Genomic DNA, 25,109 nt, shown 5'->3' with positions numbered 1-25,109 from the left:
TTCACAAAGTCACAAAATCCGCGCGGATATAGTTGAAACCCGCACGATTCTTTGCAGACAGTTTTTCGTCCATACACTTAACCAAGCTAAGGCTACGGCATAGAACAAAGGTTTTGTATTCCCATCAAACTCACTGGACTGATCCGCGAGCCTTCCCATCTTGGAAGAGATTGTGGGTCGGCCCGATAGCCTTCAACCAACTTGTCGAGGTCTTCTTTTGTGGCATTGCCGAGTACAGGCTGAACCCGCTCAAAATATCGTTTCGACCGCGATCGTTCAAAAATCTCAAATGCTCGGTGACCATAGCCCAAATAGACCAATGAATCTGGATACCAACGGTCATAGGCGCCGAGATCTGCGAGTTCGGCACGCAAGAACAATAAAAAGTCGACTTCCATAATTTTTGAAAAATCGGTGCCTGAAGCGCCTGCGCGGTCATGAAGGAAATCCGCAGCCAGTGATAATCTATTCAGGTTGAGCCTCCGATTTCGGATTTCTAAGGACTTCAGGTAGTGCCGGAACTCTGTAAAATTGCCCATCGGTTCTTGCCCGCGATCAAGTCCATGCGCCAGATAATAAGGTGTCGCCACTAGATGGTTGAACGCTTCATATCGCCCAGAGGATATTAGTGTCGCTCCAACATGCAAGAACAGCTCGTGTGCAAAAAATTTGAAGTTGTCAAAGTCAGTTTCGCGGTAACTATTCACATTCTTTGGTGGATGAAAATACCCATGGAAACGCTCAAAGAATGCGTGGAGAAGTTCGATGTATTTTTCATCTTCGGTGTAGTCGGATATCGCACGCACGACTTCTATGCACTCATCTCGATACGGTGCGAAAGACTGGAAATTCTCTGAAAATTCATCACTTTCGGGAGAAACATCGGGTGGCAGTCGAAATTTTTCCAACTCGCGACTGAGGAGTTCAAGATACTCCTTGGCGGCAGGGTAAGCGAATGTCTTTGAGTTTGTCAGGCCATCCATCGCTCTGCGTTTGGCGGCACTGGTCGCCAAGACGACCGCGTCGTCGGGTTCAGAAATGTACTTTGGAAGGCTCCCAAGTTCAGGTTTTTTGTGGATTGGCTTATCTGCTATCCACCGCAAGAGTTGTTCAAAACTGCCTGCAAACTTGCTTTCGTCGGTGAAGTCGATGAATATTCGTGAAGTATAGTATGCCGGGACGAACGCTTTGCCATCGTCGCCCAACTCCGTAACGGCAACTACAAACTTGTTTTGATCTTCTTTAGAGAAAATCTCGGACGAGATAATCTGCGCCTCGGTTCCTGCCCCGCCGGTTCGCTTATTGGATTTTTCTGAATAAACGCGATCCGAAACGATAATAACCTTTGATATTTCAGGGTCGGAAACCATCTTTTCCATGAAAGCATTGGCTTCATGACCTTCTTTTAGGTCCCATTTGTCCAAGATAGCATCGACACCAGACTCCCTGAGATCGGTCGCAAGGCGAAGAACCCAATCCTCATGTTCTGGACTAGACCAACTGTATGAAATGAATACCTTAATAGCTGCCAATACGTATACTCCTGCTCAAATTTGGCTTGGCGTTTCTTTACCGAATAGGACGAGGGGAGGCCAGTGGATTGGGGTTGAGCAGGTATCTTATAGCCGCATCACCTATATATGTGATCGTTGAGATGACTGCTTCGCAGCCCGAAGCGGTCATTCCATCAAACTCCTGTCTTTGAGTTAGCAGACGCTCCACAATTGATCAAAGTTGGTTGAGATGGCTACCTAGCAGACCTTCGCTGCAGCTCAGTGCGAACGCACAATCCAGCACGGAGCGAAAGGTAAGTTCCCTCAACACCCTCCGACGATAGCTACTGTTCGTCTGGCATATGCGCGGACTTCGTCGCTGTCGAATGGAGTGTTCGGATCATGATGAAACGGGGCCGTAAAACTGTTAATATCTTCCAGCTCGTTATACTGCGGTGTAAGTGGGTGCGTTATGTCAGCTCTTATTGCCCCTATCATATCGCCAAGCCACTCTTTCTTTGAGGCTAGGTTGGGAAAGCGGTAACGGATATAGCGCTCAAGCAGCGGTCGCATAATCATCCGCATATCTCTTGCGTTGCCGCCTCGACCTTCGACGAATTCCTGAAGTCTCAAATGGTCTTGCAAATAACCCTCCGTCACCTCTTTTTCGAGGTTCCATGGCTCAATGGATGAGCCACTGGCGCACGCAGAAATTTGAAATGGCGTACAAGACGGCCCGTAGATTTGCGAGCTAACTGTATCAAGGAAGTATTTGTCATGACTAAGCACGATGACCTGCGCCGCCTTATCCGTCGCACCGGCTCGCACGATTTCTTTGGCCGTCATCGTTCTACGGAAATCGTCTAAGCTGGTAAACGGATCATCAAAAACAATCATTTTTTGCTTGATATCTGGATCGCGCGCGATCTGCGACAGGAAGAATGCGAGCGCCAAAGTGCTTTTGTCGCCTGCACTCATGGTAGTGTCGAAGCCAGGATCATCGCCACTCGTCTTCGTAACGTCAACATCACTCGAATCAAAGCGCAAATAATAAGTCGATTGCGGAACTTTACCTACGTAGTTTTTGCCAAATTGTGCGAGGCGGAAGCTTACGCCGAACGATGAAAGAAAACGATTAATGTCAGCTTCATAGCCTCCAAGGATTGAATTGTCGTGCTTATCCAGAGCTTCCTTTTTTGATTTTTTTTTCGCAACGAGCGTGGTCTTTTCACTTTTTAGGTTCTCATAGTTGGTTGCCAGGCTGAGTACTGGCTCGCTATGGCGTTTTTTCTCAGCCTTTAAGGTGGCCAGAACGGCTTCCGCATTTGCTTTGTCTGCAGTCGCGTTCACATCCTTAACGTTTTGGATGAGACGGTTAGCTTCCCTGAAGGTGTCAAACTCGGCTTCCAACTTTTTGATCGTTGCCGACCATTTTTCTTGAGCATCAAGGAATTCAGCCGAAGCTTCTACAGGCTCCAATGGAGAAGACTTTTTTGCTTCCAGCATTGCCTTCGCCGAATCCAAAAGAGCTTCTACCTCGATGCTAATTCGATTTGCAGCGCCTGACGGCTCATATTCAATATTGCAAAATCTTTTCCAAAACTCCGCATCACTTGCAGCGTCGCCGAAAGCCTGCTCTAACTTGAGTGCTTCAGTCGAAGAAAGTGACTGGGTGAGAGTAGTTTCCATTTCAGTGATAGCTATCTTGTGGGAAGTATAGGCTTCACTAAAATACCCCCGATAGGCATCAATCAAGCTGTTGCCCACCAGTGAGGTTGCGCAAAAAGGGCAGTGTTCATCAACCGCATGGGATAAACCTTCTGACAACCAAGCCTCGCCGCCTTCTCTGAACTGGTGGCCGGCTAACTGTTGCCGGACGCGTTCTGTGGCGTCAGCACTAACGCCATCAACTCCTTTTTCGAGTAGTTCGATAAACCCGTTTGGCAGCGCCAAGAACCTGGGCACGCTAAGTAGCTTTCGTGACTCGATGGCCGCACTGTTGTTGATCGCGCTGAGAGTTTTTTCGGCATTTTCGATTTCTTTGTCGATTTCTACTTTAGCTTTCAACTTCAGAAACGGTTCGAGCTTCATGCCGGCTGGCAAATGTTGCTCTAAGATCCTCTTCGCAGTCGCAATCTCCGTTTGCTTGGACGCTACGTCAGCGTCAAGCGCATCCACTTCTCCAGCAAGGGCGACCCCAGTAGCGCCCACTACAACGCGATAGAAATTTCGACGCTGCTCAACGCCCACATGCTCACCACCGTGAACGTTCTCGTTCACAAAGTGTTGGTCGAAAATATGAATGTCCGGTTGTGTGGTGTCCCAAGAACCATTTGCAAACTTTACAGGCCCACTATCGAGAAGAACAGTGACTTCGGGCTCGGAATCGGCTCTAAAGGTTTTTCGTCTTTGGATAAAAGCCGGGTCGCCTTGTTGAAGTGAGCGGAGAATAGAGCAGAATGTGGTTTTGCCGCGACCATTGCCTCCATAAATCAGCGTGAAGTGACCATATTCACCACCGCTGATTCGTGCAGATTTGAATCGGCCCACATTTTTGATTGCCGCAAACTTTTTTAGAAACATGCATTGTCCTCAAATCTATTCTTCTAAGCCCTTAAAAGGTTAGCTTCACTAGTCCAACCATTGATATCGAATTTCAAGAGCTGTCCGTTAGGAAAGCGTTGTCAAGACAAGTATTTCGATCAGGAAAACTCTCCCAAGAGGCGATTCTATGAAATCCAACACTCCCACACGAAGGCAATGATTTGAATGACTTACATCAATTTTTTCTTCTGAAATTTATGCTGGATTGTACTCACGCTCTTAGCATTTGCCTTTAAATTGCATTGTACGCAACGCCGAACAATTGCAGAGCAAATTCGGGCGATGAGCGAACCTTTCTAGCCGCAGCATCCCGTGCCAGCAGTAATGGCGGCAAAGGGCTCTTACCAGAAGTTGAAGCAACGAGAGCACGACGCTGACACACAAACTTAATGGCAATGCCGCAGTAAACTATGTGAAAACGCTGAACGGCCATGCTCTGCGCTTTAGGGCGCCGCTCAGTACGTACTCGCAGCTAGTAGTGGGTTAGCACTTTCGTTGCCGTGTGTTTCAGCGCGAGATATCTGAAGCGACGCAGAGTATCAAAACAGCAGTTCTTGAAACTCAAGCCATGCTTGCCCGTCGCTGTAAGACTTTGAATACCCCTTTTCCAAAGACAGCCCAATCGCAGTCTGGACCTTGGCAGCCTGCGAAGACAATATCCGTTACGCATGAAGGCCTAACAATGGAGCGAGTGGCCATTGGATGAAAATGTAGATGGCGAGGGCATCATTGGAGAAGGCCTTCGATCAAGCACAAGAATTTACAGAACGGTGTCGTTTAAAAGACTTGAGGAAATTCTAGTTGAAAAGAGAAACACACTTGTTCACCCGTCAAAATGGCCCGACACATTCGAGGACTTGTTAGGTCAATCCACCTTTTACAGTCAAACGAGACGGATCGGTAAACTCGGCAATGCACATAGGTTTTTCGGTCAGTGTTGGACTTTACACACCGCATCGGATGCAATTTGGCAAATTTACTCAAATGGAAATGATGGGTTTAGAATACGCACAAACGTTGGCAAGCTAGTCAAATCTTTGAAATCGAAAGTCGATTTCCCAGCGGTTACTTGCCACATTGGAAAAGTTAAATATCTGAATGATAGAGAGCTAGTTGAGTGGGGGCGCAGACACTTCAGATCCGGAGGCCAAAGTTTACATGCTGCTACGGCAGCCTCTTATATGGTTAAACGCAAAGCCTTCAAGCACGAGAGAGAAGTTCGGCTTGTTTACTATAGGACCCGAGCGGATCAGGTAGAGAAACTGTTTAGTTATTCTATTGAGCCAAATGATTTGATTGACCAAATCATGATCCACCCACAGGTTTCAGTCACTAGATACAAGGAACTGAAAAGGGAACTACAAGCTCTTGGCTTTAACGGCGCGATAAAAAGATCGCTGCTCTACGCGCCTCCAAAGGACTTTAGATTCCACTTGTAGTGTCTCAACGCTCGCTACGTCGAATGGCCGGCTGAGATGACATGACTGCGTTGGAATGCGGTCGTGCGCCTCTCAGCGGCTAGCGCATCTTGCATAGCACTCCTTGAGTGAATGAAAACCGCGCAGAAAAGTGAGAAAGCATTCAACTCCCGATAGAGTCCGTTCACAATTTGCTGGCAGATCGGTTTCTGTTCTTATTGGATTTGACGATAACCGACAGCAGATTCGAAGAAGTTCTTATATGAAGCGCCATCAAGGAGTGCTGCTTTGCACATATTCATTGACGAGTCTGGGACATTCACTGGTTATGGCGCAAGCAAGCCAGCCGTTTCCACGCTGGGCGCTCTAATTGTCGCCTCACACCGTTTACCCAAACTAGTTAAAAAATATAAGCGGCTCCGCGCAAATCTTCCGAAGCGAAAGGGGGAAGTCAAAGGAAGCCTTCTCAATGAATCGCAAGTTGCATCGGTTATCGACATACTGTGGAAAAACGGTGCTTTGTTCTGTGCTTCAATGATCGACGTGTCAGTACATACGGCCGAAGACATTGCGCGACATCGAACGAACCAGATTGCCAGCCTTGCCGAGAACCTAACCAGCGGACACACTCAAGAGCTCAGGGACAGCATTGCTGAGCTGCAAGAAAGAATGAAGGGGTTTTCGGATCAATTGTATGTTCAGGGAGCAGTTACAATCGATCTGCTCCATCAAGTCATGCAAGATATGATCGTCTATCACTGCCAACGCTTCCCAAAGGAACTAGGCAAATTCCATTGGGTCGTGGACGCAAAAGGCGCAACGGGGATCACAAATTGGGAAGATTGGTGGTCAAAGACGCTTGTCGTTTGGCTTCAATCGATGTCACTGCAAAGACCCGGAGCCTTGCTTCCAGGCGGCGACTACCGCCATTTTCGCCGTTTTATCATTGATGATATTCCTGAATATCTCCGAGATGTCGCTCCTCCTGTTAATCGAAAATACGGTGCGGGAGTCGATCTGCAGAAGATGTATCGTGAAAGTTTCAGATTTTCGAGTGAGCCAGAGCCGGGGCTGGAGTTGGTAGATATTGTTACGAATACTCTGCGTCGTGGTCTTGTCGGGAATTTGGGAGAAACGGGTTGGCTACCGTTGCGCAGTCTTATGATTCATAAGAGCCAAATCTATGTAAATCCAGTGAGCTTTCTACCGCCTGGATGTAAACTAACTCAACCATTGCAAGGCCGAATGAACAAATTTCGTAAGGGAGGGCGTATCATGGCTACCCCCAATCTTAAATGGCCAGACGAAACAGTCAGCTAGGGTACTCAGTGGCCCGCCAATGAGCAAATAGTACTTTAGCTTCACTCTGAGCATAGGCCTGATTTAAGCTAGCTCCGCCGACTGCATCCTCAGCATTCAAGTCGCTAGAGAGTGAACGTCACACATTGTGCAATCATTGTCTGCATTGGACAGAAAGCTGTCCAATGCAACTGCGGAAGTCAGGACAAATAGCGATGTCCACGATGGGCTCTCATCGCAGGCCCGCAATCGTTCTGTGAGCGTAAAGATCTAGCGATCTGTCTTGGCGCACATTGCAATTCTCGAGCACTAAGCATCAAATGGATGCCTATCCTTCAAAAGATTTCCACTGCTCTTTGGCTTTGTCCCAAGAAGACCCTAACCTTCTGCTCAGTTCTTTGACTGAAGGGCAGTCTTGAAGTGCTTTTTGAACTTCGATGCTATCGAATTGAATAGGAGGCCTTCCAATGCGAATTGGAACTTCGCGTTGCTTAAGGCCGTTGGAAAGTGTCGTTTGTTTCAACCCATGACGTTTTGCTACCTGCGCCAAAGGTATATCAGATTTATAGTCCTTGATGGCGCGCTCCCACGGATCCAAACCCAGTTGATCAAGCAGCCTCCAGAGAGACTTGCGAGAACAATAGTACCGTGCACGTAAATCCTTGAGCATTTCTACGGCGTGAAAGTCTGCAACGAGATGCCTAGACGAGAACCGGAAAGGTAGCCCTGTTTTGGCTTTCAACCAGACCGTCGCACGGAGATCACCATTTTTTTCCAAACGAATATGACAGCGTGTAACTGCCGCCGGGTCTATCTTTCGGAAAGTATCGTAGTCGTTCTGAACCATTCACACATAGCGGGCAAACTACATACGGCTTTGTCTTCAACTTGCCATTTCTATGCTTTTGCTTTCAAGAAGGTGCTTTTGCAATTTGGGGCATCGTTTAAAAGATTTGACTGCCGTGCGCACGATCAAATCTATTTGGGATAGTTGAAAAATCGACTCCATTCGCGAGGTCAAGTCATGAGACACAACGATATCCCTATCGACCGGGCAAGGCACGCGCGGATCAAGTGTGAACTGGAAATCAGAGGGTTGAAGCTCACGGACCTAGCGCAACGGATCGGTGTCGGAGCCAGCGCCGTCAGCTCTGTGTCGCTTGGGAAAAGCCGTTCGGAGAAAATCGAAAAGTACCTGGCTTCTGTTTTAAACCAGCGGGTCGAGGAGCTGTTTCCTGAGCGCTACGCCCAATCAGAGGTGGTCGAGGGGCAAAGCCCGGGAAGGTCGTAAATCCGAGGTTCTGGAAAGGTTGTGGCGTTGCGATGGGACCCATTTGTGAGCCAGAAAGGACCGAGATCCCGTTTTTCAGACAGAGGCCAGACAACAGTCTATTGGGTGTGGGCTCGCCAGTTTACGCAAACTACTGAAATCGCGCATCGAGCAAGTCTTGGCTGATGTCATCGATGCACCTGTCTTCGTGCTGTTCTAGCCACTTCAAAGAAAGGAGAACAAAAATGAGCCCCTAGAAAAAGCAAAGCCCCCGAGAGTTGCAGCTCTCGAAGGGCTTGGTGCAAATGAATAGATCCTCTTTGCACCTCATTCATGACCCAAAATTTGTGGCCCGTCAACCGCGCTGATCGTTTCAGCGGGCGGGTCGCCTTTTGTCTCCACAAATGAAGAGGAGCCGAATGGCGCGGGCAGAGCTCGCAGCCACGGCAAGAGATATGTCTAAAGATGACGACGACGATTTCTATCGTCCCCCCGAGCCAACCACGGCTGGGCTGATGTTTCCTGCGCGCTCAAAATTCACTGTGCGCGGTTTTACGTTGGCCATGACGCCTGCCGAAATGTACTGGCGGCAGATTATTTCTGCCAGCCAACATGAGCGGGCCACCTGCCTTCTTGCGCTGGCAGACCCCAACCTTTGGAACCTGCATGATCAGCCTCGCCCCGTTAGCTACATTGACGCTGTCGGTCGACAGCGTTCGCACCGCTTTGACTATCTGGCCGAGTTTCGGGACGGATCCAAAGTCGCGATGGCTGTCAAACCTTCCGAACGGGTTGAAAGGTTAGACTTCCGAAGCACGCTGGCAGCTATCCGTCGTGATCTGCCGAAAGGATTTGCCGACAAAGTCTGCCTCATCACAGAGCGCAACCACCACCCAAAAGAAGTGCAAAACGCTGAGCTGCTGAATTTCTTTCGGCGTTGCCCGGACCAAGAAATCGATGAACTGGTCGCCGAGCGCACAATTGGGCTCACAGAAGAGCTGTCCATTGGTGAACTCATCCAGCCCCTGGATCTTGGCGCGCGCGGGTTCCGCGCGGTTTTCCGAGCCATCTACGCGGGGCTTCTGAAGGCCAATACACGTGAACTCATCTCCATCAATACAATCGTTGCCCCCGGAAAGGATAAGCCATGAAAGATATCCAGTTTCAACTCAACATCAGCCATGAAGATGCCGTGCTTGGAAAGGGTGAGCTTCACTTTGTTCAAAAGGTCTCGGATTACACGGTGACCCTGCTGGCAAAGCATGCGGGAGCTGTACCTCTGACGTTTACCCATGCGGAGCTCGCGAGTTTGCTCGAAGATGGGCATTTCTCAATCGAATATGGCTATTTCTCCGATCGACAGGCTGCACGCCGGGCGCGGGCTGGGCGTGCGTTGCTCTCGCGTTTGTCTCTGAAGACCCAGTTCAGGGCGTTCATTGGCGAGGCCTGGTGTGAATCGATGAGTGAGGGTGAAGACGAAGAGTGGTTCAACAGATCATCAAAGCGGTGGCCTGAGTTTCTGCCGAAGCTGCAGGAACGCGTACAGCAGAAGCTCCGCGATGGGCTGCTCAAAGGCATGAATGGCGAGGGGGTCGATCCTGCATTGCTCTCCTATGTGCCCGGTCGCAGTAGCATTATGAAAAAATACCGTGAGTGGGAAAAGACCAGAGATCCGATGATCTTCGTCAAAAAATCGATCTTTAACGGTCAAAACGGGAAGCGCGTCCAGCCCCAGGTTGAAGCGATCATTCAGCTTGAGCTCTCAAACTACCTTCACCCCAACGAGATCTACCCTTCTCAAGTGTTGGAGGCCGTAAATGCTGAAGTGCGGCGAAAGAATACTGCCCTTGGCTTTGCTGGCGAAGACCTTCTTTTGGAAGCCTCCCAGAGCACGATTGAACGGCGCATCAACGAGTTGGATCGGTTTGAAGTCGAGGCCGCGCGCAACGGCGTCGCGCATGCCAAGAACAAGCTGGGCGCCCATACTGGCGGCATCAAGCTTCACGCACCACTGCTGCGCGTCGAAATGGATGAATGGGAAATTGATCTCATGTCGATCTTGCAAGGCGCAGGGGCCGATATCACCCATCCGAGTCTGCGTGATCTTGAGCTTGGCCGCTACTGGGTATGCGCCGCCATTGATGTCGCTAGTCGCTCGATACTCGGTCTCAAACTTTCGACCAAGCCAAGTGCCGAAGATGCGAAAGCAGTTGTCTGGATGGCCATGCGAAACAAGACCATGCTCGCGTCCCAGTTGGGGTGTGAAACGTCCTGGTCGCAGCATGGACATGTCTGTCATGTTGTTGTCGATAACGGCCCGGCATTTGTAAACGCAGATTTCAAGGCAGCGCTTTCCGATTTGGCGATCGACTATTCTGTCCTACCTGCTGGGGTTCCCAAATTGAGAGGGGTTATCGAGCGTTTGTTCCGCTCGATGGCGACTTTGTTGATGCCATATTTGACGGGGCGCACTTTTTCCAACCCGCAGCAAAGGGGGGATTATCCATCGGAAAAATACGCGGTTCATACCGCCGAGAGTATCCTGGAGTTGCTGGTGCGGTTCACCGTCGATGTTTACCACAATCGCAATCACCGGGGATTGGAGTACGCAACGCCCAACAACATGTGGGACAAGCTGGTCAGCGAGTTCGGCTGGTCTCCCCCGATGAGCAAGCACAAGCTCCGTCATATCCTGGGGCTGAAATTCAATCGTGAGACTGGCCGGCACGGTGTCCTGATGAACGGCGTGAACTATCATTCCAAACGTCTGGCAGAACATTTCCAAAAATACGGTCAGCAGAGTGTCGAAGTCAGTATCGATCCCGAAAATATGGGGCACATTTCTGTCTGGTTAGAGCGCGGAAAATACAGTGGGTGGTCTACGCTGGCCGCAAGAATAGAAGGGCTCGAAGGGGTATCGCTCGCCTCCTGGGAGCGGTCAGTCTTTGAATTGCGTCAGAACAATCGCGCGGCCGCCAGTTTGACTCAAAGTGTGGTGGACCGTGCAATTCGCAGGATCAAGGAGATCGACGCTGAGCAATGCGCAGTGCGGCAGCTTGGCCCGATCAAGCTCACCAGCGATCAGATCAGACGTGCGCAGAAAGAGACGTTCTGGGGTCTGTCTTTAGGTTCTGATCCGGACATTGCCTCTGACAAAAAGGCGGCAATACCTGATCCGGACGTTGGTTTCCTATCAGATGAAATTCCCTACCTTCCTGGCCCGCTGCCCGATGAGGAGCCAATACTGACAGAGGAGAACGAGAGGGAATGGCTCTTCAGTGATGAACTCGAGGACGACGATGGTGATCGGAGCGGATCAGACGATTCCCAGGAAACCGAGGAGAAGGGCGATGAATAAGCACAGCATTAAGTTTCAGTTTGACAAGATCATTCGCAAAACCGTGCAAAGCTTGAGACAGCTCTACATCCCGCTATCAGAATACGACAAGCTAGATGCGCGTTTTGGCAGCATTCTTGAACAGCGACGTGCCGATGAGGCCGATGGTGTCGCATTCCAAGCACGAAGCATCATGCTGGTGGGGCCATCCGGGAGCGGAAAAACTACTGCCGTGCGGTATCTCAAGCATAAATACAGGCACGCGTTGGCGACGGACCCGGAGAAGGAATTCTGCGAGTTTGTTGACCTTCAGGTGCCAAGCCCGGCAACTATGAAGTTCGTTGGGGCAGCTACGCTTCGGGCGCTGGGATACCCCTACGCTGGCAACAAGCAAGGTCCGGCAATCTGGGATCAGGTCAAAGTGCAACTCAAATTGCGGCGGACGCTCTTTCTTGGTTTCGACGAGGCGCAAGATTTGGCCCGTTACCAAACCGAAAAAGAGCGCCAGTCAGTGGTCAACACCCTGAAGTCCCTGATGGAGAACTCCGTCTGGCCGGTAGGACTGCTGCTGTCGGGGATGCCGGATCTCAAGAAAATCGTAAATCAGGATGCACAGCTCGCTCGGCGGGTTGATCCAATCGAATTCAAACGATTGCACGCGGTGCGCGATGTCGAGCATGTCATCAAGATCGTTCAAAGATACGCTGATCGGGCGCAGATCGATGTAGATGCTTCGGTTAGGAACGAAGCATTTGCCATGCGGTTGATTCATGCGGCGGACTATCAGTTTGGACTCTTGGCCGAGATTGTTGTCCTCGCGGTTTCACATGCGCTGTTTACAGAAGGGTTCGAAGCAAAACTGAGCATTCGGCACTTTGCTGAGGTCTACAGCGAAAGGAATGGAGCAGAGGCCTGGATGAACGTCTTCATCGCCGAGGACTACGGGCGCATCAATCCAAGAAAGCTTCTGGACGACGGAGACAGGCCTGAAGATGGAGAAGATGCATGAGGCCCCTGCTGAACCCAATTCTCCCCTTCACAGAAGGGGAGACCCCGTCAAGTTACGTTGCTCGGTTGGCCCGACTGTTCACGAGCACGCCCCGTGATTTTTGCTCGGATCTTGGAATGCGATGGCCCCATATCTGCTCGGCGCATTTGGACCAGTTGGAGACGTTGTCACTGCTAACCAGTGTGCCGCTTAACACACTGGATCAAGGAGCGGCCAGGTTGATTGGTCCCTGCCGGTATCTCGTCGGGCTGTCATCAGCCACCAATGGTACGCTACGGCGTGCAACCATCCGCATTTGTCCGAGATGTATTGTGGAGGCTATGGAGGCTTCTGGTCCCGGGAGCGCGTTTCAACTTCTCGAGTGGTTGGTGCTGCCGATCGGGACCTGTGCCAAACACGGCGCTCCGTTACTCCAGCTTCCCAATGCACCGCATGCACATCTCACCTATGACGTGATTGAACAAGTGGCGCGTCATAGGGATCTGATCTTGGAGGCCGCTCAGGTCGCGAAAACACATGGGCGATCCTCGTTTGAAACTTACCTGAGCCGCCGTATCAAGAATGGAGTTTGTGGTGACTGGTTAGACTCTTTGGACCTGACACATCTTCATCAAGCCGCTCTTACATTAGGCATGACACTTGCCATGGATCGAGGCGTTAGTCGTTCGGATTTGGACTTCGACCAGGAGCGTACCGCCATGTCGGCTGGGTTCGAGGTTTTGCAGAGTGGGCCGGAAACCCTGAAATCTGAGTTGGAACGTGCCAGGCGCCGGTCTTCCTCCAAGCGGTCATATTTCACAACAGATATGGGCGAATTCTATACTTGGCTCAAAGACACTGAAGAGGACCCGGCGACAGCAGTGCTAAGGGCTTGCGTGCAGGATTTTGTACGGGAGAACTATCCGCTGCAGACCGGCGCGAAAGTCCTGGGTGCGGAAATCTCTGCGCCCAAACTCATCACGCTTGAACGCGTACGAGAGCTACATGGGGTTGGCGAGGTTCGGGTGCGAGGCATTCTCGCCCATCTTCGCGGTAAAAACGCGAGCGACCTGTCAGATATGAAGGATGTCAGCCATGAGGATCTGGCTGCCGTGCTCGATTTCTGGTCTGGGTTGCTGAATATCAAATCCACCGCGACGCAGCTCAATATCCATCCGGTCCAGGTGAAGTCGCTGATCCGACGGAATGTTCTGGAAGCCCATCGTTTCGGAACGTCTCTGCGCTATGTGTCATCCTCCTCTGTGCAAACCTTGCTGACCCGGCTTGAAGGCCTGCGCGTCGCATCACCGGCGCGTCATAGGTTGCCCCTCGCAGAATACTGCCAACAGAGCTGGTTGCCCCTGGCTCGCGTTGTCGCCGATTGGGCAACAGGCCGACTGACCAGTGTATCGAGAGACCCGGACGTGGATGGATTGGCAGGAATTCTGATCGACTACACTGAGACCTTGGAAAAATCGGAGCGTGTGTTTTCCGGCGATCTGTCGATTAAGGATGCGGCGGCACGCCTGAGAATTAGCGTCGGTTCTATCCGACGGTTAAGGGATGGTGGATATCTGAAGCAGATAAAAGCGCGAAACCCGGACACGCAGCACTACCGGTGTTACATCACTGAAGAGAGCATTCAGGCGTTTGCAGAGGTGTATGTGACGCTTGGCCAAATGGCAGAGCACATTGAGCTCGCAGCGATCCATTTGGCTCGGGCGTTGGACCGAAGAGAAATCGAGACGATCCCCTGTGACGCCGGGTTTGTTCGCGCTTACCCGAGAGAGACACAGGGAGTAGTTCGTGAACTGGCGAACAGAGTAACGAGTTAAGCTGATCCAACTGTCTCAGTAGCCACAGCGCCGCGGTTGCTCCCCCAGGTCTTGTTGAAAAAACCATGATGTACCGTTCCAGATGGCCGTCTTGATACTGCGAGAAACCCAATGAACCGTCTAACTTTCGCGTCCAGCGTTTCGCCTGAGATCGACCAGGTCATCCAATCTAAGCTTACCGCTTTAGAAGCGGATCATGATGTCCGAGTGCTGTTCGCCATTGAAAGCGGCAGCCGCGCATGGGGTTTCCCGTCTCCCGATAGTGATTACGATGTACGATTCATCTACGCACATCGGCCAGGCTGGTATCTGAGCATTGAGCCCGGTCGTGATGTTATCGAACTGCCAATTGAGGGCGATTTGGACATAAACGGGTGGGATATTCGTAAAGCGCTTGGTTTGTTGATCAAACCTAACCCCGTAATGTTGGAATGGTTGTCCAGCCCTATCAGGTACAGATGGAATGATGCGGCATGTGAAAGGCTGATTGCCTTCGCAGCCAAGACGACGTTCGGAGAATCCTGCCTGCACCACTATCGAAACTTGGCGCAGAAACAGTGGGACAAGCATGTCGGTGAGAGTCAGGAGGTGAGTTTCAAGGCGTATTTCTACATACTGAGACCCGCCTTGGCGATCTCCTGGATCAGGCAGATACCCGATACGCCACCCCCAATGAACCTGCATGATCTCATTAAAGATCAGGACCTGGCACCCGACCTCATCGGGCATATTGACGAGTTGTTGGCGCTGAAGAGCAAAACCAAGGAAATGGGCCGCGGACAGCGCATAGCGATCATTGATGATTTCATACACGATCAAATAGCGTGGGCGACCGTTGTGAAAAAGAACGAAGATCGCCTCGACCTTAGGGCCGAGGCCGATAACTTGCTGCGGCACATCGTGAGAAAAGAAGCGGGACTTGGTTTGTGATCTAACGATGGCCGCAACGGGCCAAACTGCTTCGGCGTCTCAACGGCCACCTGAGTCAAAGTGCGCGGCGGAGTGATGTGATGCTTCCGCCGCACATTCTCACCAATAGTAGTGGTGGGGTTTGCGCCCATCGGGCCAGACTAGGTCGTCAGGATCAGCGCCTTTCAGGATGCCGAACGCAAGAGACTTGGATTTGCGTCTCCTTGGACGCGTGTGAAAGGCGATGTCGTGACAGCGTGGCCAATTGCCGAGCCAGCGGACATCATCCGGGTCTTTTCCGAGACGACGGCTCAGACCTAGGCGTGAGTACCCGTTCCCAAGCACGGTACGGGGACGTTTGCGTTTGTAATGGGCCATGTCATTGGCCTTTCATGTAGTTTCTGAACTACATGGCACCCTCCATCGGTTGGCTCGTTGGTTTTGGGCTGGGCTCGGATAGACGGCCGAAAACGCAGCCGGTCTGAATATCGGACTGGGCGAACAAGATCAATGGGGCGGGAAAAAGCCGCTCAATGTGGTGTTAGGTGATTGAGCCGGTAGGCTGTGGACGGACGGTCCACTCAACCAGAGATCGCTTCACATAACACCCGTCAGCGACGTTCGTATTTTGTTACAGTGTCGCCAATCACCTAGTGGTTGCGAAATATACCATTCGAAATGCTGTTTGCCGATAATCGCAATACGGACAAAGCCAACCTGCGGTCCATCAAAGAAACTGGAGATTCTGGTCCAATAGCTGACACTTGTCTACTTGTTCTAAGTCGATCCAAGTGGACATTCTCTCCCATCAGATTTCTGTTTGTAAAACACTGTTATTCAGCGCCGCTCGATTCCTGCTTCATCTATCCCAATTGCATGAGGGTTGGCTTTCACCCCTGACAACATCTTTAACACTTCGGCTTTCCAGCCCGCCTTGATCTTTAAAGCCAGCTGAGACGGTGGTCGGTGAACGGGCTCAAGGAGCGCATATTCGTATCTGAGCGGTTTTTTGAAGGGCACGAACGCGACTTTTCCGTTGGACAGGTTTAGTTCTCGTTCAGTCGCTACGGTCAACGGATCCACGATCGAATAGCACTGACCTGAGCTCACAAATGGTATCAAGGGTAGAAAGTACTGACAGGTCACTGTTGGGTTGTAGTTAGCTGAAACATCTTGAAACTCTTGTCGAATTTTGCGCTGGAACGGATGCGTAGCATGCAATCCCCCCATAGGGACCCCGTCGAGATCGGAAAAGGATACGTTCCTGCGCGAAACAAGCGGGCTGTCATGATCAACGGCGCAATAACAATCTGCTTGGATCAGTTCTGTTGAATACTGAGGCTCATTCCCGGATGAATGTTGGAAGTCGGCAAAGCCGAAATCAATATTCTGCGTCCCGGCCAATTCCATGATCTGAGGCGAGCTGCGCGTTGACAACGTAATGCGTATCTCGGGGTTCTCACCGACGGATTGGCTTATGAAACGCGGGAACAAGAAGGCCGAAGGGCCCGGCATTGTCGCGATGTTCAGACTACCGGAATGCCCTTTTATCAGCCCTTCCATTGTACTGGAAATTGTCGCAAGACGGTCCAGAATACCTGTTGTTTCGGCCAAAAGGTATTGCGCTTCGGGAACCGGGGCCAATCGCCGTCCCTTACGTTCGAACAGTGTCAGCCCAAGGGTCTTTTCAAGGTTCTTCAAGGCCAGACTGATCGCAGGCTGGGTGCGGTTCAGTTTCTTGGCGGTCTGAGAGATAGAGCCGGTCTCCATCACCTCGCGAAAAACGGTCAACTGCATTAGGTTCATGGTCAATATATAAGCTAAACCATAGTTTTATGAAATATAACAAATTTGTATTTATGAAAATTGCTACTACGCTTGCAGGATCGAAATTCGGCCAAACCGAATCCGACGATCCAACAAGGGAGATGATGATGAAATTTGTGAAATGTTTGACGGGACTGGCCCTGGTAGGCGCGCTTGCCGCCCCTGCGTTGGCGCAGGACCCAACTTTTTTCCGCATCGGCACGGGCGGCGCAGGCGGAACTTACTTCCCCATCGGCGGCACTATCGCAAATGGAATCTCCGCCCCTCCGGGTTCTCGCCCCTGCGAAGAAGGCGGCCAGTGCGGCGTACCAGGGCTGATTGCTATCGCACAGTCCACCACCGCGTCGGTGTTCAACAACGCCGCCGTTCAGAACGGAGAGCTTGAGGCCGGTCTCGCCGCAGCCGACGTCACCCGCTCGATGTATCTGGGTAAGGCTAAGTTCGAGGGCAAACCTCACCCCAATCTTCGCATCGTGGCCAACCTGTTCCCCGAAGACCTGCACTTGGTTCTGCCTGCCGGTGAGACAATCAACGATCTGAGCGATCTGGAAGGTAAGCGCGTCGGCATCGCGCAAGCCGGTTCCGGTACACAGGTTGCCGTGCTGCAGATGCTGGATGCTTGGGGCGTCAACCGTGACAACATGGATGAGGCCGAGCTGAACAACAGCCAAAGCGCCGAGCGTCTGGCTGACGGTCAGCTAGATGCCTATTTCTACGCTGCAGGCTGGCCTGTTGCCGCGATGGTGCAGCTGTCGTCAACTAAGGGCATGAACCTGCATTCCTTCAGCGACGAAGACATGGCGAAGATCAACGAGATCATCCCGGCATACATCCCCTCGGCCATCCCGGGTGGCGTCTATGAAGGTATCGACGGTGAAACCAAGACCCCGGCGGTCAGCGCAATGCTGGTCGTTTCCTCGGAACTGTCCGACGAACTGGTCTACGGCCTGACCAAGGCGCTGTGGAACGACAATACTCGCAAGCTGTTGGACAATGGTCACGCCAAAGGCAAGCAGATCACGCCCGATACGGCACTGGATGGTGTAGAGGCGCTGGGTGTGCCTCTGCATCCTGGGGCCGAGAAATTCTATAAAGAAGCCGGTCTGCTTCAGTAATCGTAGCTTACTGACACCTTTCGTCGGTGCCCCTGCGCGGGGCACCGCACTCTGGAATTGTGCAAAATCGGGGGGCCATCATGTCCGAGACCCAGAAACTTGATGACCACGAACTGACGGCCGAGGAACTGGCCGCCATCGAAGAACAGTTCGACGAAGGCGCCGCCGTACGGCAGGTGACGCCCACCGCAGGCAAGGTACTGCGCGTTGTTGCCCTGATCCTTGCGTTCTACGAATTCTTCACAGCCGGTTTCGGCTTGCCAGCCGACCATTGGCACATGGGTATCTATCTGGCGCTGTTGTTCATTCTGGTCTACGCGACGATTCCGATTATCGGCTCTAAGAACCTCTATGCGCTCAAAGTCAGCCGGTTCCGTGTCGGCAACATCCCTCTGTACGACTTGGTCTTTATGGCGCTGGGGATCATCGCGGCGTTGTATGTTGGGGTCGCGTGGCGCGGCATTCCGTTTCTGGGGATCGAGGAACAGACGTTTCGAATGGGCAACCCGAACACCTATGACGTGGTTTTGGGTGGAATCATCATCCTGCTGGTTCTGGACATCGCACGCCGCACGCTGGGTTGGGTGCTGCCACTGATCATCTGTGTGTTTATCTCATACGCCCTGTTGGGCCCGTACTTTCCCGGCTTGTTGCAGCATCCCGGTGTGAACTTCAAAACCTTCGTATCGTCGATGTATTTCCCGCAGGAGGGCATCTATGGCGTCACCCTCTGGGTCGTTTCGACCATCGTGTTCCATTTCGTACTGTTCGGCGTGATCGCTCAGCGCACCGGATTGGGGCAACTCTTCATCGACAACGCAACGATTTTGGCGGGCCGCTATACTGGGGGGCCCGCAAAAGTGTCGGTGGTATCCTCGGCCTTTTTCGGCACGATCTCGGGTTCATCGGTGGCCAACACCGTATCGACCGGCGCGCTGACCATTCCCAACATGAAGCGTCTTGGGTACCCCGGCCATTTTGCGGGCGGGGTCGAGGCCGCATCCTCGGCCGGAGGGCAGATCACGCCGCCCATCATGGGCGCCGCGGCCTTCATCATGGCCGAATTCCTTGAGGTCCCCTACACCACCATCGTGATTGCTGCGATCTTCCCAGCTATCCTGCACTATGTCGGCGTCTTTGCCGTTGTGCACCTGATGGCGCGCAAGCTGAACCTTAAAGGTCTGGCGAAAGAGCAACTGCCGCAGCTCAAGGCCGTCTGGGCCGAAGGCTGGGCCAACATCGTGCCTCTGATCGGGCTGCTGGTCGTGCTGTTCACAGGATATACGCCTTTCATGTCCGCCTTCTGCGGCATTTCTCTGGCAGTGATTGCAGGCATGTCGCGCATCAAACAGCCGCCCACGCTGATCTATGCCGCGGCTTTCCTAGCCTTCGTGCTTTGGAAATTCTCGGATGGCGGGTTCGATCTAACGATGACAGCGATCCTGTGTGCCTTGTCGGTAATCGCCACGCTGAACCCACAGAAACGCATCGAAGTACCCGAGATGCTGCAAGCAGTTGAGTTGGGCGTGAAATACTCGCTGGCCGTGGGTGCTGCAGCCGCTGCAGTAGGTATCGTCGTCGGCGTGATCAACACAACCGGCATTGGCTTTCGTATCGGGTTCATGGTCACTCAAGGCGCAGGCAATCTGGCCTCAGACTTGTACAATATGATCTCGTTCGGCAGTTGGCAGCTGTTTGCTATGGAAGACCTGCAATTGTTCATCTCGCTTGTCTTCATTGCCATCGTTTGCATCCTCATGGGCGCAGGCATCCCAACCACTGCGCTTTACATTATGCTGGTCTCGGTCGCACAGCCCGCGCTGGCGCAGCTGGGTGTCCCACCGATCGCGAGCCACCTGTTCGTACTCTACTACGGTGTGGTGTCCGAGATCACGCCGCCAGTCTGCACTTCGGCCTATGCGGCAGCAGCCATTGCGAACTCCAACCCGTTCCGAACTGGTCTCTCTGCCTTTACCCTTGGGTTGGGTAAGGTGATCGCGCCAATGGCCTTCGTTTATGCGCCGGTCCTATTGTTCGTGTCCTCAACCGGGTTCAACCTGTGGGAGTTCACCTACACCGCCACCAGTTGTATCGCCGGGGTCATCGCCCTGTCCGCAGCCGTGGTCGGATACTGGCTGAAACCGCTGAACATCGCGTCGCGTATCCTGATGGCCATCGCGGGGGTGATCTTTGTTGCGCCCAGCCTGATGGCTGACCTGATCGCGCTGGCTGTGGCCTCGCCGGTCATTGTCTCCCAACTGATCGCGCGCAATCGCAGCCACTCCCCGGCCTGATGCGATGACAGAGCAAGTGACCATCATCGGCGCAGGGATCGTCGGTATTTGTTGCGCGCTGTCGCTGCAAGAACGGGGCATATCGGTCCGTCTAGTCGACCGGAGCAATCCGGGACAGGAAACCTCGTTCGGCAATGCGGGGGTTGTGTCGCCCTGGTCGATCATTCCGCAGGCTGTTCCAGGCATTTGGAAAAAACTGCCCCAGATGCTGTTGGATCCAAAAAGCGCACTTTCGGTGCGGGCGCCTTTCTGGCCGAAGATGATCCCGTGGGGGCTGCGCTTTCTGGGTAAGTCCGGCGAAAAGACGGTTCGCGAAGTCTCGGATGCGATGGAGATTTTGTGTCGTCCGTCCATTGATCTCTATCGTCGGCACCTGCAGGGCACGGGCCACGAAGCGCTGATCGTGGACAGCTACTATATTCACGTATTCCGGAACCCTGAACAAGCCAACCTGGACGATCTTGGCTATCTGATCCGCCAGGAAAAAGGCGGTGAGTTGGAGCGTGTGGACGGTGTTGAATTGCAGCGCCTGGAACCAGCGCTGTCAAAAGACCTCAAGGCCGCGATTGTGATCAAAGGTCAGGCGCGGGCAACGTCTCCCGGGCGTTTGGGCGCTGTATTGGCCGAAAAAGCACGTGCGCAAGGGGCCGAGTTTGTGCGGTCCGAAGTCACCAATCTGATCCACACCGAAGACGGCATTTGGCAGCTTGCCACGTCACATGACACGCTGCACGCGCGCAATATTGTCCTCGCGGCCGGAGTGTGGTCTGCGGACCTGCTCAAACCTCTTGGCCTACCTTTGCCGTTGGTGGCCGAGCGGGGTTACCACGTTGAATTTTCGACCCCTTCGGCTGTGCTGAACAACTCGGTCATGGATGTGGACGCAAAGGTCGTCGCAAGTTCGATGCAGAGCGGCCTGAGGGTTGCCGGTACAGCCGAGTTTGGCAGTGTCGATGCCCCAGCCGATCCGCGCAAGAAAAAGATACTGACCGATCAGGCAAAATCTTTGGTGCCGGACCTCGATACTGGCGAGGCAAAGTTCTGGATGGGCCGACGCCCCTCTTTTCCCGATAGCCTGCCAGCGATTGGGCCGCTGAACGGAAAGGACGGGCTTTTTACCGCGTTCGGCCATTCTCATTACGGGCTGATGATGGCGCCAAAGACCGGAGAGCTTGTGGCGGATCTGGTGTCCGGACGCAGCCCGAATATCAACCTGGACCCGTACTCGCTGGCCCGTTTCTAAATACCCTATTCGAAAGGACCTGAGCACTATGCCAATCTATGAAGGCGGCCAAAACATCTGCGGGGCTTCAATCGGGGTTTTGTGCCTTGAAAGCTATTTCCCGAAACCGCCCGGGCACATCAAAAATCCGTCCAGCCTTCCGTTTCCCATTCTTTACGAAATGATCGACGGCATCACCGTACCGACCCTGCTGAACAACCCGACGCCCGATCTACTGGCACCCTTCATCAAGGGCGCGCAACGGCTTGAGGCCGAGGGCGTTCGGGCAATCACGGGGAGCTGCGGATTTCTGGCTTTGTTTCAAAACGAGCTAGCTGCGGCTGTTTCCGTACCCGTCTTTGCATCCAGTTTGATACAGGTGCCTCTGGCCTTTCACATGACCGGAGCCAATGCTCCAGTGGGCGTCTTGACAGCAGACGCATCTGCCCTGACGTCAAAGCATTTCGAAGGGGTCGGCGCGGCTGGAATTCCAGTCACGGTTCAAGGCCTAGAGGACACCAGCGAATTCGCCGAGGTGATCCTGCGAAACACACGCACCCGCATGGACACTGATTTAATTGAAGCCGAAGTCCTTGAGGCGGCGCGGCGACTTAAACATCTGGCGCCAGACATACGTTCGCTGGTTTTGGAATGTACCGATTTGCCGCCTTATGCAGTGCGCCTTCAGGACGAGTTGCAGCTTCCCGTCTTCGATTTGACGACTCTGGCGCAGATGGCGCATACCGTTGCGACGCGCAAATCCTATGTTGGCATCATGCCTTGGACCTAAAGGAACAGCAGTATCGCGCGGGACTTGGGGGATATTATTGTCCGTTGACCTAGCCATTTTGCTGGTTGCCATCGGTATTGGCGCAATGCTGCAAGTCGGCGTCGGCATCGGGTTTAGCATCCTTGCCGGACCGCCAATGATGATCCTGCTCGGTACGTCAACGGCTGTACCAATGCTGCCGCTTTTGAATACCGTCGTTTCAGCGGTCGCGACAGACCAACAGGTGCTAAAGGCCGACCAACAGACCAGTCGCACGGCAATCATCGGATGCCTCGTCGGAGTGGTCGCGGGCCTTGTCGTATACCCCTAGCTGAGCGAGGCGTTTGTCCTTGCCCTAACGCCAGCCTGTTGCTGATCGGGCTTGTGACAACCTTGCTGCCCCTGCGTCGCTCAATTGGAACAGCAGGGTTTTCGACCGTTTCCGGCTTGTCCGGGCTGGCGACTGTTTGGGCAGCGACGCCCGGCCCGCTTATGGTTTTCGGATTGATTGCGAAAGGCCGCTCAGCCAAAGAGGTTGCCAAGTTGGTTCAACCCATTGCGCTGGTGGCGTACGACATCGCATTCCTGTTGCACAGCCTGTCCGAGACGCAAGCCTTCGCCTATGGCTCGCAGCTATGGGGCTTCGTGGCGCTCACATTGATCGGCAGCCTTTTGGGTCGTGCAGTAGGCCCCCATTTGTCTCAGACCATGGTCACAACGGCGATCCGCGTGGTTTCTCTGATAGCCTGCGGTATTCTCTTTCATCGCGCATTTGCGATCGCATAAACTCGAAGGGCAGACGATGACACAAGACAACAAATTGGACAGATTTCCTCGCGCCCAATTCATGTCAGGCCCAACCCCATTGGAGCGGCTGGACAGGTTGTCTTCGGAGTTGGGCATCGACCTTTGGCTGAAACGCGATGACCTAACCGGGCTTGGATTTGGAGGAAACAAAACGCGGCAGCTTGAGTTCTATTTCGGCGATGCCCTTCAGAAAGGTGCCGATACCATTCTGATCACCGGCGCAGTTCAGTCAAACTTTGTTCGGTCTGCTGCAGCCGCCGCAGCAAAACTGGGCATGCAATCCGTCCTGCAACTGGAAGAGCGTGTGTCGGATATGAGCGAGGCGTATTACAGCTCTGGGAATGTGTTGTTGGCACAAATTCTGGGTGCCGAACACATGACCTACCCCGAGGGTGAGGACGAAGTCGGTGCAGACGCTGCATTGCACGCTCGTGCCGACGAGTTGAAGGCAGAAGGGCGCAAACCTTATGTCATTCATCTGGCATTAAACCATCCGCCTTTGGGTGCTTTGGGCTACGTCGTCGCTGGACAAGAATTGTGTCAGCAGATGCCGGATATCGATGCGATTGTCGTACCCTCAGGTAGTGGAGCCACACATGGAGGCTTGTTGACTGGAGTAGCATTGGAAGAAAACGCCGCTTCTGTGTTTGGCGTTTGCGTACGCCGGGATAGTGATAAGCAAATGGCCCGAATGGAAACTGTTCTTCAGAAACTGGCGGATTTGTTGGATATCGACGCAGCGCCCTTGCAGGACAGGCTTAACGTCATGGATGAAGCACTGCCTCCCGGCTACGGGAAACTCAGTGGAGGCACGCGGGCTGCATTGGACAAGATGGCTCGCACCGAAGGAATATTCCTTGATCCTGTCTATACGGCGAAAACCTTCGCTGGATTGTTGCATTTGGTAAGCGAAGGGAAAATCCAACCCGGAGAGAAAGTCGTCATGGTGCACACGGGTGGGTTGCCTGCACTCTTTGGGTACCAAAACGAGTTGGGAGATAACCAACCCTAATTCCACCCAAAGCACCATAAAACTCACTAACAGGAATAACTCGAAACATGACTACTACTCGGATCGAAACCGGCCAACGCATGAGTCGTATTGTCAAGCATAACTGCGTTGCTTACCTATGTGGCCAAACCTCAGGCGCACCTACAGTACCAGACACGCCGCCACCGATGAACCTGCATGATCTCATTAAAGATCAGAACCTGTCACCCAACCTCATTGGGCATATTGACGAGTTGTTGGCGCTGAAAAGCAAAACCAAGGAAATGGGCCGTGGATCACGCATAGCGATCATTGACGATTTCATAGAAGATCAAATGGCGTGGGCAACCGTCGTGACAAAAAACGAAGATCGTCGCGACCTTACGATCAAGGGTGACAACTTGCTGCGGTACATCATTAGGGAATATGCTAAGGCCTGAAATGCTATTGTCGAAAGCACTTGAGAGCAGGTCGAGCGCTCAGCCAGAGATCGCTTCACATAACACCCCTGTCAGCGACATTTGCGCGTCCTGATAACGCCGTCCGATCATCCAATGATTGTGAAAAAACATGCAGAATGAAGAAAACCGCCGTCGCTTCGGGTGCTGGTTCTGAACTGCAGGTTGTGAACCAGATTCTTGCGGATGAGGTCAAGGCGCGCGCGCCTCCCATTGCGGCGCGGTTTTTTGTCTGGCGGCTCTCAAAACCGGGCGTTTCAGTCCTCAAAACCCCACTCTCGGCCAAGCGATTTCCTCTGGTCCAGACCCACGAGGGTCGGGAGCTATTTGCCTCAAGTACGGAGCATCTTGGATCTTAGTGCCGCCCGCGGGTAGCGCCTGAGGCAGGGTTGACGCAAACCAGTTTCAATGAGGTCGTGCGGGTAGCCTTCATTCTGTTTCGCGGGAGGGATGCAAGCCCGCCAGAAACGTTT

General features: G+C 52.8%; 22 protein-coding genes. 17 read left to right on the top strand and 5 right to left on the bottom strand.

The window, feature by feature from the left end; all coding sequences use genetic code 11:
* Nucleotides 1–92: 92 nt before the first annotated feature.
* Nucleotides 93–1,532 (bottom strand): SEFIR domain-containing protein, encoded by a 1,440-nt coding sequence (locus ACR0BU_RS21755; RefSeq protein ID WP_480738951.1) that lies wholly within the window; start codon nt 1,530–1,532, stop codon nt 93–95.
* Nucleotides 1,533–1,817: 285 nt separating this feature from the next.
* Nucleotides 1,818–4,076, bottom strand: coding sequence for an AAA family ATPase (locus tag ACR0BU_RS21750; RefSeq protein WP_480738953.1), 2,259 nt, complete (start codon nt 4,074–4,076; stop codon nt 1,818–1,820).
* A 791-nt stretch (nt 4,077–4,867) separates the two neighbouring features.
* Here ACR0BU_RS21750 and ACR0BU_RS21745 point away from each other — a divergent pair.
* Together ACR0BU_RS21745 and ACR0BU_RS21740 are read left to right on the top strand one after the other, a co-directional pair.
* Nucleotides 4,868–5,536: a DUF2971 domain-containing protein gene (locus ACR0BU_RS21745; protein ID WP_480738986.1), complete on the top strand. Its 669-nt coding sequence runs from the start codon at nt 4,868–4,870 to the stop codon at nt 5,534–5,536.
* Nucleotides 5,537–5,803: 267 nt separating this feature from the next.
* On the top strand, nt 5,804–6,835 hold the full coding sequence (locus ACR0BU_RS21740) for a DUF3800 domain-containing protein (protein ID WP_480738954.1): 1,032 nt from the start codon (nt 5,804–5,806) through the stop codon (nt 6,833–6,835).
* A gap of 307 nt (nt 6,836–7,142) precedes the next feature.
* Here ACR0BU_RS21740 and ACR0BU_RS21735 read toward each other — a convergent pair whose 3' ends face one another.
* Nucleotides 7,143–7,661 (bottom strand): hypothetical protein, encoded by a 519-nt coding sequence (locus ACR0BU_RS21735; RefSeq protein ID WP_480738956.1) that lies wholly within the window; start codon nt 7,659–7,661, stop codon nt 7,143–7,145.
* A gap of 177 nt (nt 7,662–7,838) precedes the next feature.
* On the opposite strand from ACR0BU_RS21735, the gene ACR0BU_RS21730 reads away from it, so the two are divergent.
* From ACR0BU_RS21730 to ACR0BU_RS21705, 6 genes are all read left to right on the top strand, one after another.
* Complete coding sequence (locus tag ACR0BU_RS21730; RefSeq protein WP_480738958.1) at nt 7,839–8,105, top strand: helix-turn-helix domain-containing protein; 267 nt, start codon at nt 7,839–7,841, stop codon at nt 8,103–8,105.
* A 434-nt stretch (nt 8,106–8,539) separates the two neighbouring features.
* Nucleotides 8,540–9,235, top strand: coding sequence for a hypothetical protein (locus ACR0BU_RS21725; RefSeq protein WP_480738959.1), 696 nt, complete (start codon nt 8,540–8,542; stop codon nt 9,233–9,235).
* Nucleotides 9,236–9,327: 92 nt separating this feature from the next.
* A complete protein-coding gene (locus ACR0BU_RS21720; RefSeq protein ID WP_480738961.1) occupies nt 9,328–11,442 on the top strand; it encodes a DDE-type integrase/transposase/recombinase in 2,115 nt (704 codons plus the stop codon).
* Complete coding sequence (locus ACR0BU_RS21715) at nt 11,435–12,430, top strand: TniB family NTP-binding protein (protein ID WP_480738963.1); 996 nt, start codon at nt 11,435–11,437, stop codon at nt 12,428–12,430. The genes ACR0BU_RS21720 and ACR0BU_RS21715 overlap by 8 nt, the downstream gene beginning before the upstream one ends.
* Nucleotides 12,427–14,244 (top strand): TniQ family protein, encoded by a 1,818-nt coding sequence (locus tag ACR0BU_RS21710; RefSeq protein ID WP_480738965.1) that lies wholly within the window; start codon nt 12,427–12,429, stop codon nt 14,242–14,244. Before ACR0BU_RS21715 ends, ACR0BU_RS21710 begins: the two co-directional genes overlap by 4 nt.
* A gap of 111 nt (nt 14,245–14,355) precedes the next feature.
* Nucleotides 14,356–15,174, top strand: coding sequence for a nucleotidyltransferase domain-containing protein (locus tag ACR0BU_RS21705; RefSeq protein WP_480738967.1), 819 nt, complete (start codon nt 14,356–14,358; stop codon nt 15,172–15,174).
* Nucleotides 15,175–15,273: 99 nt separating this feature from the next.
* Here ACR0BU_RS21705 and ACR0BU_RS21700 read toward each other — a convergent pair whose 3' ends face one another.
* Nucleotides 15,274–15,531: a hypothetical protein gene (locus ACR0BU_RS21700; protein WP_480738969.1), complete on the bottom strand. Its 258-nt coding sequence runs from the start codon at nt 15,529–15,531 to the stop codon at nt 15,274–15,276.
* A 459-nt stretch (nt 15,532–15,990) separates the two neighbouring features.
* Nucleotides 15,991–16,950 carry a LysR family transcriptional regulator gene (locus ACR0BU_RS21695; protein ID WP_480738970.1) on the bottom strand — a complete coding sequence of 320 codons (960 nt, stop codon included), beginning with the start codon at nt 16,948–16,950 and terminating at the stop codon, nt 15,991–15,993.
* Nucleotides 16,951–17,087: 137 nt separating this feature from the next.
* Between ACR0BU_RS21695 and ACR0BU_RS21690 the strand changes: the two genes are divergently transcribed.
* From ACR0BU_RS21690 to ACR0BU_RS21650, 9 genes are all read left to right on the top strand, one after another.
* The gene (locus ACR0BU_RS21690; protein ID WP_480738972.1) at nt 17,088–18,095 is read left to right on the top strand and encodes a TAXI family TRAP transporter solute-binding subunit; all 1,008 of its coding nucleotides are present in this window, start codon (nt 17,088–17,090) and stop codon (nt 18,093–18,095) included.
* 80 nt (nt 18,096–18,175) lie between these two features.
* Nucleotides 18,176–20,389, top strand: coding sequence for a TRAP transporter permease (locus ACR0BU_RS21685; protein ID WP_480738974.1), 2,214 nt, complete (start codon nt 18,176–18,178; stop codon nt 20,387–20,389).
* A 4-nt stretch (nt 20,390–20,393) separates the two neighbouring features.
* Nucleotides 20,394–21,632, top strand: a complete 1,239-nt coding sequence (locus ACR0BU_RS21680) for an NAD(P)/FAD-dependent oxidoreductase (protein ID WP_480738975.1) — start codon at nt 20,394–20,396, stop codon at nt 21,630–21,632.
* A gap of 28 nt (nt 21,633–21,660) precedes the next feature.
* Entirely contained in the window at nt 21,661–22,401 is a 741-nt protein-coding gene (locus ACR0BU_RS21675; protein ID WP_480738977.1) for an aspartate/glutamate racemase family protein, read from the top strand.
* Nucleotides 22,402–22,438: 37 nt separating this feature from the next.
* A complete protein-coding gene (locus ACR0BU_RS21670; protein WP_480738978.1) occupies nt 22,439–22,711 on the top strand; it encodes a hypothetical protein in 273 nt (90 codons plus the stop codon).
* A 53-nt stretch (nt 22,712–22,764) separates the two neighbouring features.
* Nucleotides 22,765–23,166 (top strand): hypothetical protein, encoded by a 402-nt coding sequence (locus ACR0BU_RS21665; RefSeq protein ID WP_480738980.1) that lies wholly within the window; start codon nt 22,765–22,767, stop codon nt 23,164–23,166.
* A 16-nt stretch (nt 23,167–23,182) separates the two neighbouring features.
* Complete coding sequence (locus tag ACR0BU_RS21660) at nt 23,183–24,199, top strand: D-cysteine desulfhydrase family protein (protein WP_480738981.1); 1,017 nt, start codon at nt 23,183–23,185, stop codon at nt 24,197–24,199.
* A gap of 47 nt (nt 24,200–24,246) precedes the next feature.
* On the top strand, nt 24,247–24,618 hold the full coding sequence (locus tag ACR0BU_RS21655; protein ID WP_480738983.1) for a DNA polymerase beta superfamily protein: 372 nt from the start codon (nt 24,247–24,249) through the stop codon (nt 24,616–24,618).
* A 137-nt stretch (nt 24,619–24,755) separates the two neighbouring features.
* Entirely contained in the window at nt 24,756–24,995 is a 240-nt protein-coding gene (locus ACR0BU_RS21650) for a hypothetical protein (protein ID WP_480738985.1), read from the top strand.
* Nucleotides 24,996–25,109 lie beyond the last annotated feature (114 nt).

The sequence above is a fragment of the Ruegeria sp. CK2 genome (genome assembly GCF_056536585.1).
This window is presented reverse-complemented; position numbering and strand designations above follow the sequence as displayed.

Coding starts and splice junctions, on each gene's coding strand:
- ACR0BU_RS21750 (WP_480738953.1), bottom strand. CDS start 4,076: ATGTTTCTAAAAAAGTTTGCGGCAATCAAAAATGTGGGCCGATTCAAA.
- ACR0BU_RS21735 (WP_480738956.1), bottom strand. CDS start 7,661: ATGGTTCAGAACGACTACGATACTTTCCGAAAGATAGACCCGGCGGCA.
- ACR0BU_RS21730 (WP_480738958.1), top strand. CDS start 7,839: ATGAGACACAACGATATCCCTATCGACCGGGCAAGGCACGCGCGGATC.
- ACR0BU_RS21725 (WP_480738959.1), top strand. CDS start 8,540: ATGTCTAAAGATGACGACGACGATTTCTATCGTCCCCCCGAGCCAACC.
- ACR0BU_RS21715 (WP_480738963.1), top strand. CDS start 11,435: ATGAATAAGCACAGCATTAAGTTTCAGTTTGACAAGATCATTCGCAAA.
- ACR0BU_RS21710 (WP_480738965.1), top strand. CDS start 12,427: ATGAGGCCCCTGCTGAACCCAATTCTCCCCTTCACAGAAGGGGAGACC.
- ACR0BU_RS21705 (WP_480738967.1), top strand. CDS start 14,356: ATGAACCGTCTAACTTTCGCGTCCAGCGTTTCGCCTGAGATCGACCAG.
- ACR0BU_RS21700 (WP_480738969.1), bottom strand. CDS start 15,531: ATGGCCCATTACAAACGCAAACGTCCCCGTACCGTGCTTGGGAACGGG.
- ACR0BU_RS21695 (WP_480738970.1), bottom strand. CDS start 16,950: ATGCAGTTGACCGTTTTTCGCGAGGTGATGGAGACCGGCTCTATCTCT.
- ACR0BU_RS21690 (WP_480738972.1), top strand. CDS start 17,088: ATGAAATTTGTGAAATGTTTGACGGGACTGGCCCTGGTAGGCGCGCTT.
- ACR0BU_RS21685 (WP_480738974.1), top strand. CDS start 18,176: ATGTCCGAGACCCAGAAACTTGATGACCACGAACTGACGGCCGAGGAA.
- ACR0BU_RS21680 (WP_480738975.1), top strand. CDS start 20,394: ATGACAGAGCAAGTGACCATCATCGGCGCAGGGATCGTCGGTATTTGT.
- ACR0BU_RS21675 (WP_480738977.1), top strand. CDS start 21,661: ATGCCAATCTATGAAGGCGGCCAAAACATCTGCGGGGCTTCAATCGGG.
- ACR0BU_RS21660 (WP_480738981.1), top strand. CDS start 23,183: ATGACACAAGACAACAAATTGGACAGATTTCCTCGCGCCCAATTCATG.
- ACR0BU_RS21655 (WP_480738983.1), top strand. CDS start 24,247: ATGACTACTACTCGGATCGAAACCGGCCAACGCATGAGTCGTATTGTC.
- ACR0BU_RS21650 (WP_480738985.1), top strand. CDS start 24,756: ATGAAGAAAACCGCCGTCGCTTCGGGTGCTGGTTCTGAACTGCAGGTT.